At 69.6% G+C, this 15,239-nt stretch carries 10 protein-coding genes; all 10 read left to right on the top strand.

Annotation, left to right across the window (positions count from 1 at the left end):
* Positions 1 to 13: 13 nt before the first annotated feature.
* The 10 genes from AC1Q6E_RS14940 (at position 14) to pcaF (ending at position 15,178) form a co-directional block, all read left to right on the top strand.
* A complete protein-coding gene (locus AC1Q6E_RS14940) occupies positions 14 to 187 on the top strand; it encodes a hypothetical protein (RefSeq protein WP_296556351.1) in 174 nt (57 codons plus the stop codon).
* On the top strand, positions 184 to 1,551 hold the full coding sequence (gene xseA, locus AC1Q6E_RS14935; RefSeq protein ID WP_152793335.1) for an exodeoxyribonuclease VII large subunit: 1,368 nt from the start codon (positions 184 to 186) through the stop codon (positions 1,549 to 1,551). The genes AC1Q6E_RS14940 and xseA overlap by 4 nt, the downstream gene beginning before the upstream one ends.
* Positions 1,552 to 1,703: 152 nt before the next feature.
* Complete coding sequence (locus tag AC1Q6E_RS14930) at positions 1,704 to 2,279, top strand: superoxide dismutase (protein ID WP_152793334.1); 576 nt, start codon at positions 1,704 to 1,706, stop codon at positions 2,277 to 2,279.
* Positions 2,280 to 2,373: 94 nt separating this feature from the next.
* A complete protein-coding gene (locus tag AC1Q6E_RS14925; RefSeq protein ID WP_152793333.1) occupies positions 2,374 to 3,792 on the top strand; it encodes a chloride channel protein in 1,419 nt (472 codons plus the stop codon).
* Positions 3,793 to 3,883: 91 nt separating this feature from the next.
* Complete coding sequence (locus tag AC1Q6E_RS14920) at positions 3,884 to 9,007, top strand: alpha-2-macroglobulin family protein (RefSeq protein ID WP_492573019.1); 5,124 nt, start codon at positions 3,884 to 3,886, stop codon at positions 9,005 to 9,007.
* Between the two features lie 68 nt (positions 9,008 to 9,075).
* A complete protein-coding gene (pbpC, locus tag AC1Q6E_RS14915; protein WP_296556357.1) occupies positions 9,076 to 11,361 on the top strand; it encodes a penicillin-binding protein 1C in 2,286 nt (761 codons plus the stop codon).
* Positions 11,362 to 11,518: 157 nt separating this feature from the next.
* Complete coding sequence (locus tag AC1Q6E_RS14910; RefSeq protein ID WP_087839637.1) at positions 11,519 to 12,208, top strand: 3-oxoacid CoA-transferase subunit A; 690 nt, start codon at positions 11,519 to 11,521, stop codon at positions 12,206 to 12,208.
* 11 nt (positions 12,209 to 12,219) lie between these two features.
* Complete coding sequence (locus tag AC1Q6E_RS14905) at positions 12,220 to 12,858, top strand: 3-oxoacid CoA-transferase subunit B (RefSeq protein WP_152793330.1); 639 nt, start codon at positions 12,220 to 12,222, stop codon at positions 12,856 to 12,858.
* 4 nt (positions 12,859 to 12,862) lie between these two features.
* A complete protein-coding gene (locus tag AC1Q6E_RS14900; protein WP_492573018.1) occupies positions 12,863 to 13,942 on the top strand; it encodes a maleylacetate reductase in 1,080 nt (359 codons plus the stop codon).
* A 30-nt stretch (positions 13,943 to 13,972) separates the two neighbouring features.
* Positions 13,973 to 15,178: a 3-oxoadipyl-CoA thiolase gene (pcaF, locus tag AC1Q6E_RS14895; RefSeq protein ID WP_492573017.1), complete on the top strand. Its 1,206-nt coding sequence runs from the start codon at positions 13,973 to 13,975 to the stop codon at positions 15,176 to 15,178.
* Positions 15,179 to 15,239 lie beyond the last annotated feature (61 nt).

Below are 15,239 nucleotides of genomic sequence, written 5' to 3'. Positions count from 1 at the left end.
TCGGCGCGGGGCCATGAAATACGCGGTTCTTGCTAGGGTGCCCGCTTTTGATTCAGTGCTTGGTGAAGTTAAAAATCCAATCAAATCAATGGCTTATAAGAAAATAATGCCGTCTGTGACAGAGAAATTACTTGACAACCATAGTTTTCAAGCCTGTGGAAAGCTTCTTGCCTGGAAAGCCTCATGAACGCTGGTTTTGCGTCCGCACATGACGATTTTTCGCGGGGGATTCTTACTATCTCCCAGCTAAACCGCGCCGTGGCGGGTTTGTTGGAGCGCAGCATTCCCCTGGTGTGGGTGCGGGGCGAGGTATCGAATTTCACCGCGGCGGCCTCCGGCCATTGGTATTTCACGCTCAAGGATGGCGGCGCCGCCGCGCGCGGCGTCATGTTCCGGGGGCGCGCCATGCTGGTGGGCTTCACGCCGCGGGAAGGCGACCGCATCGAGGTCCGGGCCCGGGTGTCGCTGTACGAGCCGCGTGGCGACTACCAGTTGCAGGTCGAGGCCATGCGCCGGGCTGGCCAGGGCGATCTGTTCGAAGCCTTCCTGCGGCTGAAGGAAAAATTGTCGGCCGAAGGGCTGTTCGATCCCGCCCGCAAGCGCGCGCCCGTGGCCGTGCCGCGTGCGCTGGGCATCGTCACGTCGCTGCAGGCGGCGGCGCTGCGCGACGTGCTGACGGCGTTGGCGCGGCGGGTGCCGCATGCCAGGGTGGTGATCTATCCGGCCCCCGTCCAGGGAGACGAGGCCGGCCCGAGGCTGGCCCAGGCCATCGCGCTGGCCAACCAGCGCGCGGAGGTGGATACCCTGCTGCTGGTGCGGGGCGGCGGCAGCATCGAGGATTTGTGGGCGTTCAACCATGAAGGGCTGGCGCGGGCCATCGTCGCCAGCGCGATTCCCGTCATCAGCGGCGTTGGCCACGAGACCGACTTCACCATTGCCGATTTCGCCGCCGATCTGCGGGCACCCACGCCCACGGCCGCCGCCGAGATGGCCGGCCTGCCCCGCGAGCAGTGGCTGGCGCGCCTGCGCCAGGCGGCCCAGGAACTGCGGCGGGCCCAGCGGCGCCGTGTCGAACAGGCCGGGCAGCGGCTCGACCGCGCGGCGTCGCAACTGATTTCTCCGCGCGAACGGCTGGCGCGGCAGCAGGAACGGCTGGCCGTGCTGGTGCGCGGGCTGGGCGCGGCCTGGACCGGGGCGCAGCGCGACCGCGAGGCCGCGGCCGGATTGCTGCGGCAGCGCTTGATCGCCCAGTTGCCGGATCCCGCGGGGCTTTCGGCCCGGGTGGACGACCTGGCGCGGCGCGTGCGGCAGTGCCAGGCCTATCGGCTCGACCGCCTGCAGCAGCGGCTGGCCTCGCATGCCGCGCACCTGCGGGCGCTGGGGCCCGAGCAGACCCTGGCGCGCGGCTATGCCATCGTGCGTGACGATCAGGGCGGCATCGTGCGCCAGGCACGGAGCTTGCAAACGGGCGCCCGGCTCGACCTGAGCTTCGCGGAAGGTTCGGCCCGGGCGTCGGTGACGGCGATCGAGGCTGACCGCGGACTGGTGTGATGGCCAGTATCCAGGCGGTTGCCGGGGCATGACATGACTGTGTCGCCCCGGCGCGGTAACCTTGCGTCACGCGGGGACTTCCGGGCCAAGCGGCGCGCTTGCCGATAAAATGCCTCCGCAAACCTCCCAACCAGAAAGAAGCAGGAGCTCAGATGGAACACACTCTTCCGCAATTGCCGTACGCCCAGGACGCCTTGGCCCCGACCATTTCCAAGGAAACGCTGGAATACCACCACGGCAAGCACCACCAGACCTACGTCACCAATCTGAACAACCTCATCAAGGGCACGGAGTTCGAGAACGCCTCGCTCGAAGATATCGTCAAGAAGTCGTCCGGTGGCATCTACAACAACGCCGCCCAGCACTGGAACCACTCCTTCTACTGGAACTGCCTGACCCCCAAGAGCACGCCGCCCGCCGGCAAGCTGGCCGATGCCATCAATGCCAAGTGGGGCAGCTTCGACGCGTTCAAGGACACCTTCAACAAGCAGGCCGCCGCCAACTTCGGTTCGGGCTGGACCTGGCTGGTCAAGAAGGCCGACGGCTCGGTCGACATCGTCAACACCGGCGCCGCGGGCAACCCGCTGACCACGGGCGACACCCCGCTGCTGACCTGTGACGTGTGGGAGCACGCCTACTACATCGACTACCGCAATGCCCGCCCGAAGTACCTCGAGAGCTTCTGGGGCATCGTGAACTGGGAATTCGTGGCCAAGAACCTGGGCTGATTCCCGCCGCGGCCCCACGGGGCCGCCGCATGACGCGCGCTGTCGCAAGCTTGGGCTTGCACGCACAGCGCGCGTTTTTCATTGCTTTTCTTCCATGAAAGCTCGACGCTCAGTGCCCTGGCGCGACCAGGCCTCCATCACCGTGCGACGCAAGGGACGGCAGGTCCTGCGGGTATCGCGCAAGACCTTTCGCTACGCGCTCGTCCTGTGCGGGGCGGCGGTCGTGGCCTTGCTGTCGCTGGCGTTCGCCTGGCTGGCCGAGATCGCGCTCGAGTGGAATCGTCACTGGACCTCGGCCACGCCGTGGGCCGCGCTGGTGGTCATACCGCTGGCGATGGCGGGCCTGCGCTGGCTGACCTTGCGGCTCGCGCCGATGGCGCGCGGCAGCGGCATTCCCCAGGTCATCGCGGCCACCGCCATCCCGGTGCCCGTTGCCTCCGCGGGGCTGGTGTCCCTGAGGCAGGCGCTCTGGAAGATTCCGTTGACCGCGGCGGCGCTGCTGGCCGGCGCCTCGGTGGGGCGCGAAGGACCCTCGGTGCAGGTGGGCGCGGCGGCCATGCTGGCCTGGGGCCGGTTCTGGCAGGAGCGCATAGGCGTCAAGCTGGAGTTCCGGGCGAACGAACTGATAGCCGCGGGCGCCGCCGGGGGCCTGGCCGCGGCATTCAACACGCCGCTGGCCGGCGTGGTATTCGCCATCGAGGAACTGGGGCGGGATGCCGCGGTGCGTTGGAACCGCCTGGCGCTGTCCGGCGTGCTGGCGTCGGGTTTCATCGCGTTGGCCATCGCCGGCAACAATCCTTATTTCCATGCCGCTGCGGCGGCCGGGTTCGCCCAGGGGGCGTGGGGCTGGACCCTGGCCAGCGGCGTGTTGAACGGCGCCGTGGGCGGGCTGTTCGCCGCCACGCTGGTGCGGGGCGCGACAGGGCTGGTCCCCGGGCGGTGGCGTCCCTGGCTGCAGCGGCATCCAGTGCGGGTGGCCTTCCTGTGTGGGCTGGTCGTGGCGGTGCTGGGCTGCCTGACGGGCGGCGCCACCTATGGCACGGGCTATGAACAGACCGCCGCGCTGCTGAACGGGCATCCCGCCGAGAGCGCCTGGTTCGGGATCGCCAAGTGGGTGGCGACCGTGGCGTCGTACGTGTGCGGCATTCCGGGCGGCATCTTCACGCCGTCCCTGGCCATCGGCGCAGGCATGGGCGAGCACATCGTGCAGCTGGCCGGGCCTGCCGCCGATCCGCGCACGCTGGCGCTGGTGTCGATGGCGGCTTTTCTGGCGGCGGCTACCCAGGCGCCGATCACAGCCAGCGTGATCGTGATGGAGATGACGCGCAGCCAGGACCTGATGTTCCATCTGCTGATGGCCACGCTCGTCGCGTCGCTGGTGTCCCGGCAGTTTTGTCCGCGACCGTTCTACCACGCGATGGCGCTGCGCTTCCACAAGGAAGTCATGCACTCTCACCATCGGTCACCCTCCGGGCCGGCGGGTGCCGCGCCGCCAAGTGGTGCCCAAATGTAATTTTGTGAAGTGCATGCTTCACAATAGGCGGGCTCTCGCCCTCTAATAGCGGCTGCGGAAAGCACGTACGAAGGCGTGTCCGGGGGATTTCATGGCAGACAAGAAAAAGGCGGCCACCTGGGTCGCGGGCGTGGTATTGCTGGCAGCGGTCGCAGGCGGCGCATGGTGGGCGGGCAAGCAGTCTGGCGGCAGTGGAGGCGAGCCGCCAGCTTCCGAACTGGTCGGCAGCGCCGATCCCTTCACGCTGCTCGAATGCAGGACGCGACTGTTCGACGAGTCGCTGGCGCTGGCCGTGACGTTCTCGCAGCCGCTCGATCGCCGCCAGTCGCTGGGCAAGCTGCTGCAGGTAGTCGACCTGGGCGCGGCTTCCGGCGATGACGAGGCCGCCAAGACCCAAGGCAAGCCGCGGCCTGGCCAGGCCCTGCCCGAGGGCAAGCCGGTGGCGGGCGACTGGTCGCTGGGCGACAACCCGCGCGTTGCCTACTTCCCCTACATCCAACCCAACCGCCGCTATGCGATCGGCGTGGCAGAGTCCGTCAAGGGCGCGGGCGGGCAGGCGCTGCCCGAGGCTTTCGGCTGCGAAGTGGCCAGCGAAGCCATGCCGCCGTCCTTCTACTTCGCCAGCCGTGGCGTGGTCCTGCCCGCGGGCCAGAACGGCGGCCTGCCGGTGGTGACCGTCAACGCGCCGGAGGTCGACGTGCAGTTCCTGCGTATCGATCCGACGCAATTTCCCAGGTTCTTCGAGCAGGTCCTGGGCGTGCGCAGGCCCGTCGCCAAGACCGACCCGGACGCCGAGGAGGACAGCGACGAGGATGGCGACTGGCGCTACAGCGGCAACCGCAGCCTGAAGGGCACGGTGGGAAGCTGGGACCTGGACCGCCTGAAGGACGTGGCGCGCAGCGTCTATGCCGGCCGCTTCCTGACCGACGACAAGGCCAACCGCCGCCACGTCACCTTCCTGCCGGTCGAGGGCATCAAGGAACTGAAGGATCCCGGCATCTACGTGGCCGTCATGAGCCAGCCCGGGCGTTTCCGGGACGAGTACCAGGTCACCTATTTCTACGTCAGCGACATCGGCCTGCATTCGCGGCGCTACGCCGGCCAGCTCGATGCGTTCGCGACCTCGCTCAAGAGCGGCAAGGCGATGGACGACGTCGAGTTCGAACTGCTGGACGCGAATGCGAAGTCGCTGGGCCGTGCCAAGGCCGACGGGCAGGGGCGCGCCGTGTTCTCGGGCAGTTTCGAGGCCGCGCGCATCCTGCTGGCGCGCCGGGGCGCGGAACTGTCGGTGGTGGCGCTGGCCGAGCCCGCGCTGGACCTTTCCGAGTTCGACGTGGGCGGCTATCCGTCCCGCGACAACAAGCTGTTCGTCTATGCCGGCCGCGATCTGTATCGGCCGGGCGAGCGCTTCGACGTTTCCGTGCTGGTGCGCGACGCCGACGGTCGGGCGGTGCAGGCGGCGCCGGTCACGGCCACGCTGAAGCGGCCGGACGGCCGCACCGTGCGCACCGCCTTGTGGCGGCCCGACGCGCAGGTGCCGGGCTATGTCCGCCAGGCCATCGAACTGCCGGCCGACGCCCAGACGGGAACGTGGCTGCTGGAGGCGCGCCTGGACCCGGCGGCTCGCGCGGCCGATGCCTCGTGGAAGTTCCAGGTGGAAGAGTTCCTGCCCGAGCGCATGAAGCTGGACCTGGCCTCGCCCGAGGGAGTCCTGGCGGCCGGGCGGCCCCTGAATGTGAAGGTGCGGGGCGATTATCTGTATGGCGCGCCCGCGGCCGGCAACCGGCTGCTGGGCACGGTGTCCATCGATCGCGACCGCTATGCGCTGCCGCAGCAATGGCCGGGCTTCCTGTTCGGCGATTTCGCCGATGATGATCGCAAGCAGCGGCGCGACCTGGACGAGACCACCCTGGACGACAAGGGCGCGGCGGCGGTTGCCGTGCCGGTGGACGTGTCCGGCACCGCCTCGCCCATGAAGGTGAAGGCGAGCTTCAGCCTGCTGGAGTCCGGCGGCCGTCCCGTGGTGCGCTCGATCGAACGCAGTGTCTGGCCGGCGCCGGCCCTGATCGGCGCGCGCCCGCTGTTCGACCGCGATGTCGCGCGCGAAGGGACGATGGCCGAGTTCGAGGCGGTGCGCGTGGATCCGCAGGGCAAGGTGGTGCCGCTCAAGCAGGCGCAACTGCGTGTGTACCGCGAGGAGCGGGTGTACTACTGGCGCTTCGACGATCAGCGCGGCTGGAACAGCGGGTTCACCGAAACCGAGGAACTGGTCGAGTCGCGCGTGCTGGCGCTGCCCGAGCGCGTGAAGTTCGGCGTGCCGGTCAAGTGGGGGCGCTACCGGCTGGAACTGAGCGACCCGGAAAACGGCGACACGCTGCGCTACCGTTTCTATGCCGGCTGGGGAGCCCAGGACGCCGAGGAGATGGGCAATCGGCCGGACCGGGTACAGCTCAAGCTGGATCACGCGCCGGTGCGCGAGGGCGATACGGTCAAGCTTTCGATCACGCCACCCCACGACGGCGAGGCGCTGATCGCGGTCGAGGGCGGCACGATGCTGTGGAGCCGGCGCACCAGCGTGAAGGCGGCGGGGTCCACGGTCGAGATCCCCGTCGGCAAGGACTGGAGCCGCCACGACCTGTACGTGTCGGTCACGGTGTTCCGGCCGGGCAGCCAGGGCGACCGCGTCACGCCGGCGCGCGCGCTGGGACTGGTCTATCTGCCGTTGTCCCGCGACGACCGCAAGCTGGCGGTGGAACTGGCCGCGCCGCCCAAGGTGCTGCCGGAGAAGCGGACGACCGTGAAGGTCAAGGTGGGCAACGCGGGGCAGGGCCAGCAGGCGTACGTGACGCTGTCCGCGGTCGACGTGGGCATCCTGAACATCACGCGCTACGCGACGCCCGATCCCTTCGATTTCTTCTTCGGCAAGCATCGCTATGCGCCGGAGTTGCTGGACCTGTACGGCAAGCTGATCGAGAAGATGGAGGGCACGCAGGGCAGGCTGAAATGGGGCGGGGACGCCGCGATGCGCGACACCCGCAGCATGCCGGTCAAGGTGCGGCTGGTGGATCTGTTCAGCGGCCCGGTGCGGCTGGACGAGCAGGGCGAGGCGCAGATCCCGCTCGACCTGCCCGATTTCAACGGCACGCTGCGCCTGATGGCCTCGGCCTTCACGCCCGACCGCTTCGGCAATGCGCAGGCGGAGATGGTGGTGGCGGCGCCGGTGGTGGCCGAGCTGTCGACGCCGCGCTTCATCAGTCCCGGCGACGAAGCCGCGATCGCGCTGGACGTGACCAACCTGAGCGGCGCTCCGCAGACGCTGACGGTGAACCTGGAGGGCCTGGACCCCGTGCGGATACGCGGGGGGTCGCAAAGCGTGAGCCTGGCCAACCAGCAGCGCGCCACCCTGCGCTTCGTGGCCGAGGCGACGGGCGCCTACGGGCTGGGCCGGCTGCGGCTGACGGTCGACGGCGCGGGAGCGAACCCGATCCGCATCGTGCGTGAGTCGCTGTTGCAGGTCCAGCCGCCGGTCGCGGCGACGCGCGACGTGCGCCGTGTCAGGCTGGGGCAGGGCGAGAGCCTGAAACTGGAGTCCGGCTGGATCTCGAAGCTGTATCCGGACTCGGCCAGTGCCAGCGTGGCGATTTCCAACAAGCCGCCGTTCAACGTGAAGCGCCTGGTGCAGGGACTGCTGGACTATCCCTATGGATGCCTGGAGCAGACCGCCAGCGCGGCCTATCCGCACGTGTTCATCGGCGAGGACGAGGCCCGCGCCTGGGGGCTGACGCCGCGCACGCGGGCCGAGCGAGAACGCATGGTCGAAGGCGCGGTCGGCCGCATCGCCGGCATGCAGAAGGCTGGCGGCGGCTTCGCGCTGTGGGGTGACGGCGCCCAGGAGGTCTGGCTGTCGGCCTATGTGACGGGCTTCCTGCAGGACGCGCGCACGGCGGGTTTCAATGTGCCCGACCTGGTGTCGCGCCGCGCCTCTGACTGGCTGCTCGCCCAGTTGCAGCAATCGTCGGCCAATTTCCCCAGCCTGCCGCAGGACCTGCTGGCCCGGCTTGCCGCCGGCCCGGGCCAGCGGCTGCGCGACAGCGACTACAACCTGCTGCGCGACAGCCATCGCCGCTTCGCCGAACTGGCCAACGCGGCCTATGTCCTGGCCCGGGAGCAGAAGGCGCCGCTTTCCACGCTGCGGGTGCTCTACGACAACTACCAGGACCGGTCGAGGTCGCCGCTGCCGCTGGTGCACCTGGGCATCGCCCTGAAGCTCATGGGCGACGAGACGCGCGCGCGGTCGGCCTTCGACGAGGCGATGACGCGCGGCTACGGCATCGACGCCAATCGCTACGGCGGCTATGGCGAGTGGCTGGGCGACTACGGTTCGGCGCTGCGCGACTACGCGATGTCGTATGCGCTGATGATGCAGCACCAGATCGACCATCCGCGGCGCGAGGCCCTGCTGGGCGACGTGGCGGGCCGCCTGGGCAGCCGCAGCTATCTGTCCACCCAGGAGCAACTGGCGCTGTTCCTGGCCGCGCGGGCGGCGGGCGGCGTCGCGGGCGCGCAATGGACGGCGATGCTGCGCACGGCCCAGGGCGAGCAGCAACTCAGCTCGCGCGACACCGAGGCGCGCAGCTTCACTGCCGCGCAACTGGCCGGCGGGGTCGAGGTCGTCAACACACAGGCCGACCCGCTGTTCGTCGAGGTGGACGTGCAGGGCTATCCGCGCCAGGCCGAGGCGCCGCGCGCCTCGGGCGTCACGATTTCGCGCAACTGGTACGAGCCGGACGGGCGGCCCTGGAACGGCCGTCCGCTGCAGACCGGCGAAATGCTGATCGTCAAGCTGGATGTCGCTTCCGATCGCCGCATCGAGGATGCGCTGGTGGTGGACCGGGTGCCCGCGGGACTGGAGGTCGAGAACATGAACCTGAGCCAGGGGCCGGACATGGCGGACTGGAAGGTCGGCGGCGTGCAGGTGTCCGAGGCGCTGAACGACACGCGCATCAAGCATCGCGAGTATCGCGACGACCGCTATGTCGCGGCCGTGGGCATCCAGGGGCCGGTGACCGTGTTCTACCGCGTGCGGGTGGTCACGCCGGGCCGCTTCGTCGTGCCCGCGCCGGTGGTCGAGGACATGTACCGTCCCGAGATCCGCGCGGTGGGCGCGTCTTCCGGCCCGCTGGTGGTCAACGACCCGCGCGGAGGCGCGCGCTGAGGCGGCGCTGGGTCGCCGCGGCGGCGGCGGGAGCGGTCGCGCTGGGGGCGCTGTGGGCGGCGGACCGGATGCATCCGCTGCCGGCCCAGGCCCTTCGGCCGGCCGATGGCGGCCTCGTGGTCACGTCGGCCGACGGCAGCCCCTTGCGCGCCTATCCGAGCGAGGATGGCATCTGGCGCTATCCCGTCTCGCCCGAGGACGTGTCCCCGCTCTATCTCCAGGCGCTGCTGACCTACGAGGACCGCTGGTTCTACTGGCATTGGGGCATCAACCCCTACGCCATGGCGCGCGCCGCCTGGCAGTGGGCGAGCTCGGGCCGTATCGTCTCGGGCGGTTCGACCCTGACCATGCAGGTGGCGCGCATGATCGATCCGGCGCTGCGCGGCGCGCCGCGCGGCATGGGCGCCAAGCTGCGCCAGATGGCGCGGGCGGCGCAACTGGAATGGCATCTGTCCAAGCGCGACATCCTGACCCTGTACCTGAACCACGCGCCCATGGGCGGCATCGTGGAAGGGGTGGAGATGGCCAGCCGTTCCTACCTGGGCAAGCCGTCGCGCCAACTGAGCCATGCCGAGGCCGCGCTGTTGACAGCGTTGCCGCAGGCCCCGTCCCGGCTGCGTCCCGACCGTGCGCCCGAGGCGGCCCGGGCCGCGCGCGACAAGGTGCTCGCCCGCCTGGCCGAGCGCGGACGATGGAGCCCCGAGGTGGCCGCGGACGCACGCATCGAACGCGTGATCGCGCAGCCGCTGCGCGGCCACTGGCTGGCGCCGCTGGCAGCCGAACGGCTGCGGCAGCGGCCGCAGCAAGGGTCCATGGCCGCCCGGCGCGTGGTCCGTTCGACCCTGGATGCCGATTGGCAGTCCATCGTCGAAAACATGCTGCTGGACCGCGTGGACACGCTGCCGCCCAAAGTCTCCATGGCCGTACTCGTGATGGACAACGACAGCCTGGAGGCACGGGTCTACGCGGGGTCGGCCGATTTCTCGGACGCCCGCCGGGCGGCCCATGTGGACATGGTCCGTGGCGTGCGCTCGCCGGGCTCCACGCTCAAGCCCTTCCTGTACGCCATGGCGCTGGACGAGGGCATGATCCATTCCGAGAGCCTGCTGGTCGACGCGCCGCAGACATTCGGCGGCTACCGGCCGGGCAATTTCCAGGCGTCCTTCTCCGGCGCGGTCAGCGTGTCCGAGGCGTTGCAGCGTTCGCTCAACGTGCCCGCGGTCGACCTGCTCGACCGCATCGGTCCCGCGCGCTTCGCCTCGGCGCTGCGCGCGGGCGGACTGCGCCTGCGCATCCCGGCGGGCGCGGCGCCGAACCTGAGCCTGATCCTGGGCGGGGCCGGCACCACGCTGGAGGAACTGGTGGGCGCCTATCGTGCGCTGGCCCGTGGCGGCATGGCTGGCCGCGTCCGGCTGACCGCCGATGAGCCACGCATCGAGTCCCGCATCATGAGCGAGGGCGCGGCCTTCATCGTGCGCGACATCCTCGAAAGCGGCGGCCGGCCCGACCGGCCGTTCTACGCCGGCGGCCGCGGGCTGGCCTGGAAGACCGGCACGAGCTTCGGCTTTCGCGACGCCTGGGCCGTGGGCGTGACCGATACCTGGACGCTGGGGGTCTGGGTGGGCCGGCCCGACGGCACGCCCAATCCCGGCTTCTTCGGCGCCAACGTCGCCGCACCGTTGTTGCAGGACCTGGTGGCGGCGCTGCCGTCGGCGGTGCCCGTGCCCCGCGTGCCGCCCGCATCGGTGCGCGCCCAGTCCGTTTGCTGGCCGTTGGGCCTGCGGGCCGACAGCACGCCCGACGGCATGTGCCTGCAACGCCGCCAGGCCTGGTCGCTGGACGATGCCGTGCCGCCCACGCTGCCCGATCGCGGGACGCCGGGCGGCCTGGTGGAGACGGTCTGGGTCGATCCCCGTTCGGGGATGCGCACGGATCCGGGATGCCGCGTGCCGGGCACGCCCAGGCAGGCCGCGCGCTGGCCCCTGGCCCTGCAGCCATGGGCGGAGGCGGGCATGCTGCCGGGAACCGGCGCGGCGAACTGGCATCCCGCATGCGCGGCGGCCGCCCATGCGGGCGCCGGCGTGCGGCTGGAAGGCCTCGATGGGGGCGCCATCCTGCGCCCGGTGCCGGGGCGGGACCGGATCGACGTGCAATTGCGGGCGCTGGGGGGCGAGGGCGGGCTGTGGTGGATGGTGGATGGCAGGCCGGTCCGCCGCACCGACGGCGCAAGCCCGGTCTCCCTGCGTTTCACCGAAAACGGCGCGCATACGGTCACGGTGATGGACGAGGGCGGCCGTTACGACAGCGTGCGCGTCACCGTACGCGGGCTGCCCGCCGGATCGCGCTCGGAATGACGGCCGTGGCGGCTTATGATGACTCTGGCCTCTTGCCCCTCGTGCATAATCGATGTTTAATATTCGAACAATAGTTCGCGTATAGAACTTTTTGTTTTTGCAATCAGGTACGCCACCTGCGCCCGTCCCGGGCGGCAGGCATCGTGCGGAGACATACATGATCAACAAAATCGTGGCTTCGGTGGCCGAAGCGCTGGCCGGCGTCAAGGACGGCTCCACCATATTGGTAGGCGGCTTCGGTACCGCCGGTTTGCCCAATGCCCTGATCGACGGGCTGATCGAACAGGGTGCCAAGGATCTCGTGGTGGTGAACAACAACGCCGGCAATGGCTATACGGGCCTGGCCGCGTTGTTGCAGACCGGGCGCGTGCGCAAGGTGATCTGCTCGTTCCCGCGCCAGACCGACTCCTACGTGTTCGACGAGCTCTATCGCGCCAAGAAGATCGAGCTGGAACTCGTGCCCCAGGGGAACCTGGCCGAGCGCATCCGCGCCGCGGGCGCGGGCGTGGGCGCCTTCTACACGCCCACCGGCTTCGGCACGCTGCTGGCCGAAGGCAAGGAAACGCGGCACATCAACGGCCGCGACTACGTGCTGGAGTACCCCATCCACGGCGACGTGGCGCTGATCTCGGCCTATAAGGGCGATCGTTGGGGCAACCTGACCTATCGCAAGACGGCGCGCAACTTCGGGCCCATCATGGCGACCGCCGCCAGGATGGCCATCGCCCAGGTGCACGAAACCGTCGAACTGGGCGAGCTCGATCCGGAAGCGGTCGTGACGCCCGGCATTTTCGTCAAGCGCGTGGTGGCCGTCGGGGCCCAAGCCAACGCCCAACAGGCCGCCTGAGGAACACGCAGATGAACAAGATGAATCGAGACCAGATGGCCCAGCGCGTGGCGCGCGACATTCCAGAGGGCGCCTACGTCAACCTGGGCATCGGCCTGCCCACGCTGGTGGCCAACCACCTGCCGGCGGACCGCGAGGTCCTGCTGCACACCGAGAACGGCCTGCTGGGCATGGGGCCCGCGCCTGAGAAGGGCCAGGAGGACTGGGACCTGATCAACGCCGGCAAGCAGCCGGTGACCGCGCTGCCCGGCGCCGCTTATTTCCACCATGCCGATTCCTTCGCGATGATGCGCGGCGGCCACCTGGACATCTGCGTGCTGGGCGCCTTCCAGGTGTCGGTCAAGGGCGACCTGGCGAACTGGCACACCGGCGCGCCGGACGCCATCCCCGCCGTGGGCGGCGCGATGGACCTGGCCATCGGCGCCAAGCAGGTGTTCGTGATGATGGACCTGCTGACCAAGACGGGCTCCAGCAAGTTGGTGGAAACCTGCTCCTATCCCCTGACGGGGGTCGGCTGCGTGAGCCGTGTCTATTCCGACCTGGCCGTGTTCGACATCAAGAAAGATGGCGTCTACGCCAGCGACGTGGTCGACGGGCTGTCCTTCGACGAATTGCAGCGCCTGTGCGGCGTGCCGCTGCGCAAGGCCTGACGCCATGAACGCCTTCGTCTACAACGCCCATGCCGCCCGCGTGGTGTTCGGCGCGGGCTCGCTGCAGCACCTGGAGCGGGAGATCGGGTTGCTGGGCGCGCAACGGGCGCTGGTGTTGTCCACGCCGGGCCAGCGCAAGCTGGCCGAGCGCGTGGCGGCTTTGCTGGGGGCGAAGGCGGCGGGCATCTTCGACGGGGCGGTCATGCACGTGCCCATCGAGGCCGCCCGCCAGGCGCGCGACGAGGCGCGGCGGCTGGACGCCGATTGCGCCGTCGCCATTGGCGGCGGCTCCACGGTGGGACTGGGCAAGGCCATCGCGCTCGAATCCGGGCTGCCCATCCTGGCCATTCCCACCACCTACGCCGGCTCCGAGATGACGCCGATCTACGGCATCACCGAAGGCGGCTTGAAAAAGACAGGCAAGGACGCGCGGGTGCTGCCGCGTACCGTGATCTACGATCCCGAGCTGTCGACGGGACTGCCGGTGGGGCTGTCGGTGACCAGCGCGATGAACGCCATGGCGCATGCCGCCGAGGGCCTGTACGCGCAGGACAGCAATCCCATCATGTCGCTGATGGCGGAGGAAGGGCTGGCGGCCATCGCCCGCGCGCTGCCGGGCATCGTGCGGCAGGCCGGCGACATCGAGGCCCGCTCGCGGGCGCTGTATGGCGCCTGGCTGTGCGGCACCGTGCTGGGCAACGTCGGCATGGCCCTGCACCACAAGCTTTGCCACACGCTGGGCGGCAGCTTCAACCTGCCGCACGCCGAATGCCATACCATCGTGCTGCCGCATGCGATGGCCTACAACGCCCCGGCCGTGCCGGACGCCATGGCGCGCATCGCGCGCGCCATCGGCGCCCAGGACGCGGCGGCGGGGCTCTACGACCTTGCCCGCGACAACGGCGCGCCCGTTGCCCTGCGGGATCTCGGCATGCTGGAGGCCGATCTCGATCGCGCCGCCGACATCGCGGTGTCCAATCCCTATTGGAACCCGCGTCCCATCGAGCGCACGGCCATCCGCGCGCTATTGCAGAACGCCTGGGCGGGTGTACGCCCGGTCACCAACGTCAGTCGCAACCCCTAGAACAGCTTTATCCCCCATTCGAGACAGAACATGATTACACACGCCTTCATCTGCGACGCGATCCGTACCCCCATCGGCCGCTACGGCGGCGCCCTGGCATCGGTGCGCACCGACGACCTCGCGGCGATCCCGCTCAAGGCCCTGATGGAACGCAATCCCCGCCTGGACTGGGCCGCCGTCACCGACATCATCTTCGGCTGCGCCAACCAGGCCGGCGAGGACAACCGCAACGTCGCCCACATGGCCTCGCTGTTGGCCGGCCTGCCGCTGGAGCTGCCGGGATCGACCGTCAACCGCCTGTGCGGCTCGGGCCTGGACGCGGTCGGCACCGCCGCGCGCGCGATCAAGTCGGGCGAAGCCGGGTTGATGCTGGCCGGCGGCGTCGAGAGCATGAGCCGCGCCCCGTTCGTGATGGGCAAGGCCGAGTCGGCCTTCTCGCGCAGCGCGCAGATCCATGACACCACCATCGGCTGGCGCTTCGTCAACAAGCTGATGAAGCAGATGTATGGCGTGGACTCGATGCCCGAGACGGCCGAGAACGTCGCCACCGACTACAAGATCGAGCGCGAGGCCCAGGACCGCATGGCGCTGGCCAGCCAGGCCAAGGCCGCCGCGGCCCAGAAGTCCGGTGTCTTCGACGCCGAGATCACTCCGGTCACGATTCCCCAGCGGAAGGGCGACCCGGTCGTCGTGTCCAAGGACGAGCATCCGCGCGAGACCAGCATGGAAGCCCTGGGCCGTCTGAAGGGCGTGGTTCGTCCCGATGGCACGGTCACCGCCGGCAATGCCTCGGGGGTGAACGACGGTGCCTGCGCCCTGTTGCTGGCCAGCGAAGCCGAGGCGGGCCGCCATGGCCTGACGCCGCGCGCCCGCGTGGTGGGCATGGCCACCGCCGGCGTGCCGCCCCGCATCATGGGCATGGGTCCGGCTCCGGCCACTCGCAAGGTGCTGGCGCTGACCGGCCTGACGCTGGACCAGATCGACGTGATCGAGTTGAACGAGGCGTTCGCCGCGCAAGGCCTGGCGGTGCTGCGTGATCTCGGCCTGGCTGACGACGACGCGCGCGTGAACCCCAATGGCGGCGCGATCGCGCTGGGCCACCCGCTGGGCGCCAGCGGCGCGCGGCTGGCCACGACCGCGGTCAACCAGTTGCACCGCACTGGCGGCCGCTACGCGCTGTGCACGATGTGCATCGGCGTGGGCCAGGGCATTGCGGTGATTCTCGAACGGGTCTGATTCCCGGGCTCCGGCGCCGCCCCGGCGGCGCCCCGGCGGCGCCCGCCACCGATGCCCCGCG

It is taken from the genome of Pigmentiphaga sp. MLSB6-MA01, assembly GCF_058793475.1.
This window is presented reverse-complemented; position numbering and strand designations above follow the sequence as displayed.

Coding starts and splice junctions, on each gene's coding strand:
- AC1Q6E_RS14940 (WP_296556351.1), top strand. CDS start 14: ATGAAATACGCGGTTCTTGCTAGGGTGCCCGCTTTTGATTCAGTGCTT.
- xseA (WP_152793335.1), top strand. CDS start 184: ATGAACGCTGGTTTTGCGTCCGCACATGACGATTTTTCGCGGGGGATT.
- AC1Q6E_RS14930 (WP_152793334.1), top strand. CDS start 1,704: ATGGAACACACTCTTCCGCAATTGCCGTACGCCCAGGACGCCTTGGCC.
- AC1Q6E_RS14925 (WP_152793333.1), top strand. CDS start 2,374: ATGAAAGCTCGACGCTCAGTGCCCTGGCGCGACCAGGCCTCCATCACC.
- AC1Q6E_RS14920 (WP_492573019.1), top strand. CDS start 3,884: ATGGCAGACAAGAAAAAGGCGGCCACCTGGGTCGCGGGCGTGGTATTG.
- pbpC (WP_296556357.1), top strand. CDS start 9,076: ATGCATCCGCTGCCGGCCCAGGCCCTTCGGCCGGCCGATGGCGGCCTC.
- AC1Q6E_RS14910 (WP_087839637.1), top strand. CDS start 11,519: ATGATCAACAAAATCGTGGCTTCGGTGGCCGAAGCGCTGGCCGGCGTC.
- AC1Q6E_RS14905 (WP_152793330.1), top strand. CDS start 12,220: ATGAACAAGATGAATCGAGACCAGATGGCCCAGCGCGTGGCGCGCGAC.
- AC1Q6E_RS14900 (WP_492573018.1), top strand. CDS start 12,863: ATGAACGCCTTCGTCTACAACGCCCATGCCGCCCGCGTGGTGTTCGGC.
- pcaF (WP_492573017.1), top strand. CDS start 13,973: ATGATTACACACGCCTTCATCTGCGACGCGATCCGTACCCCCATCGGC.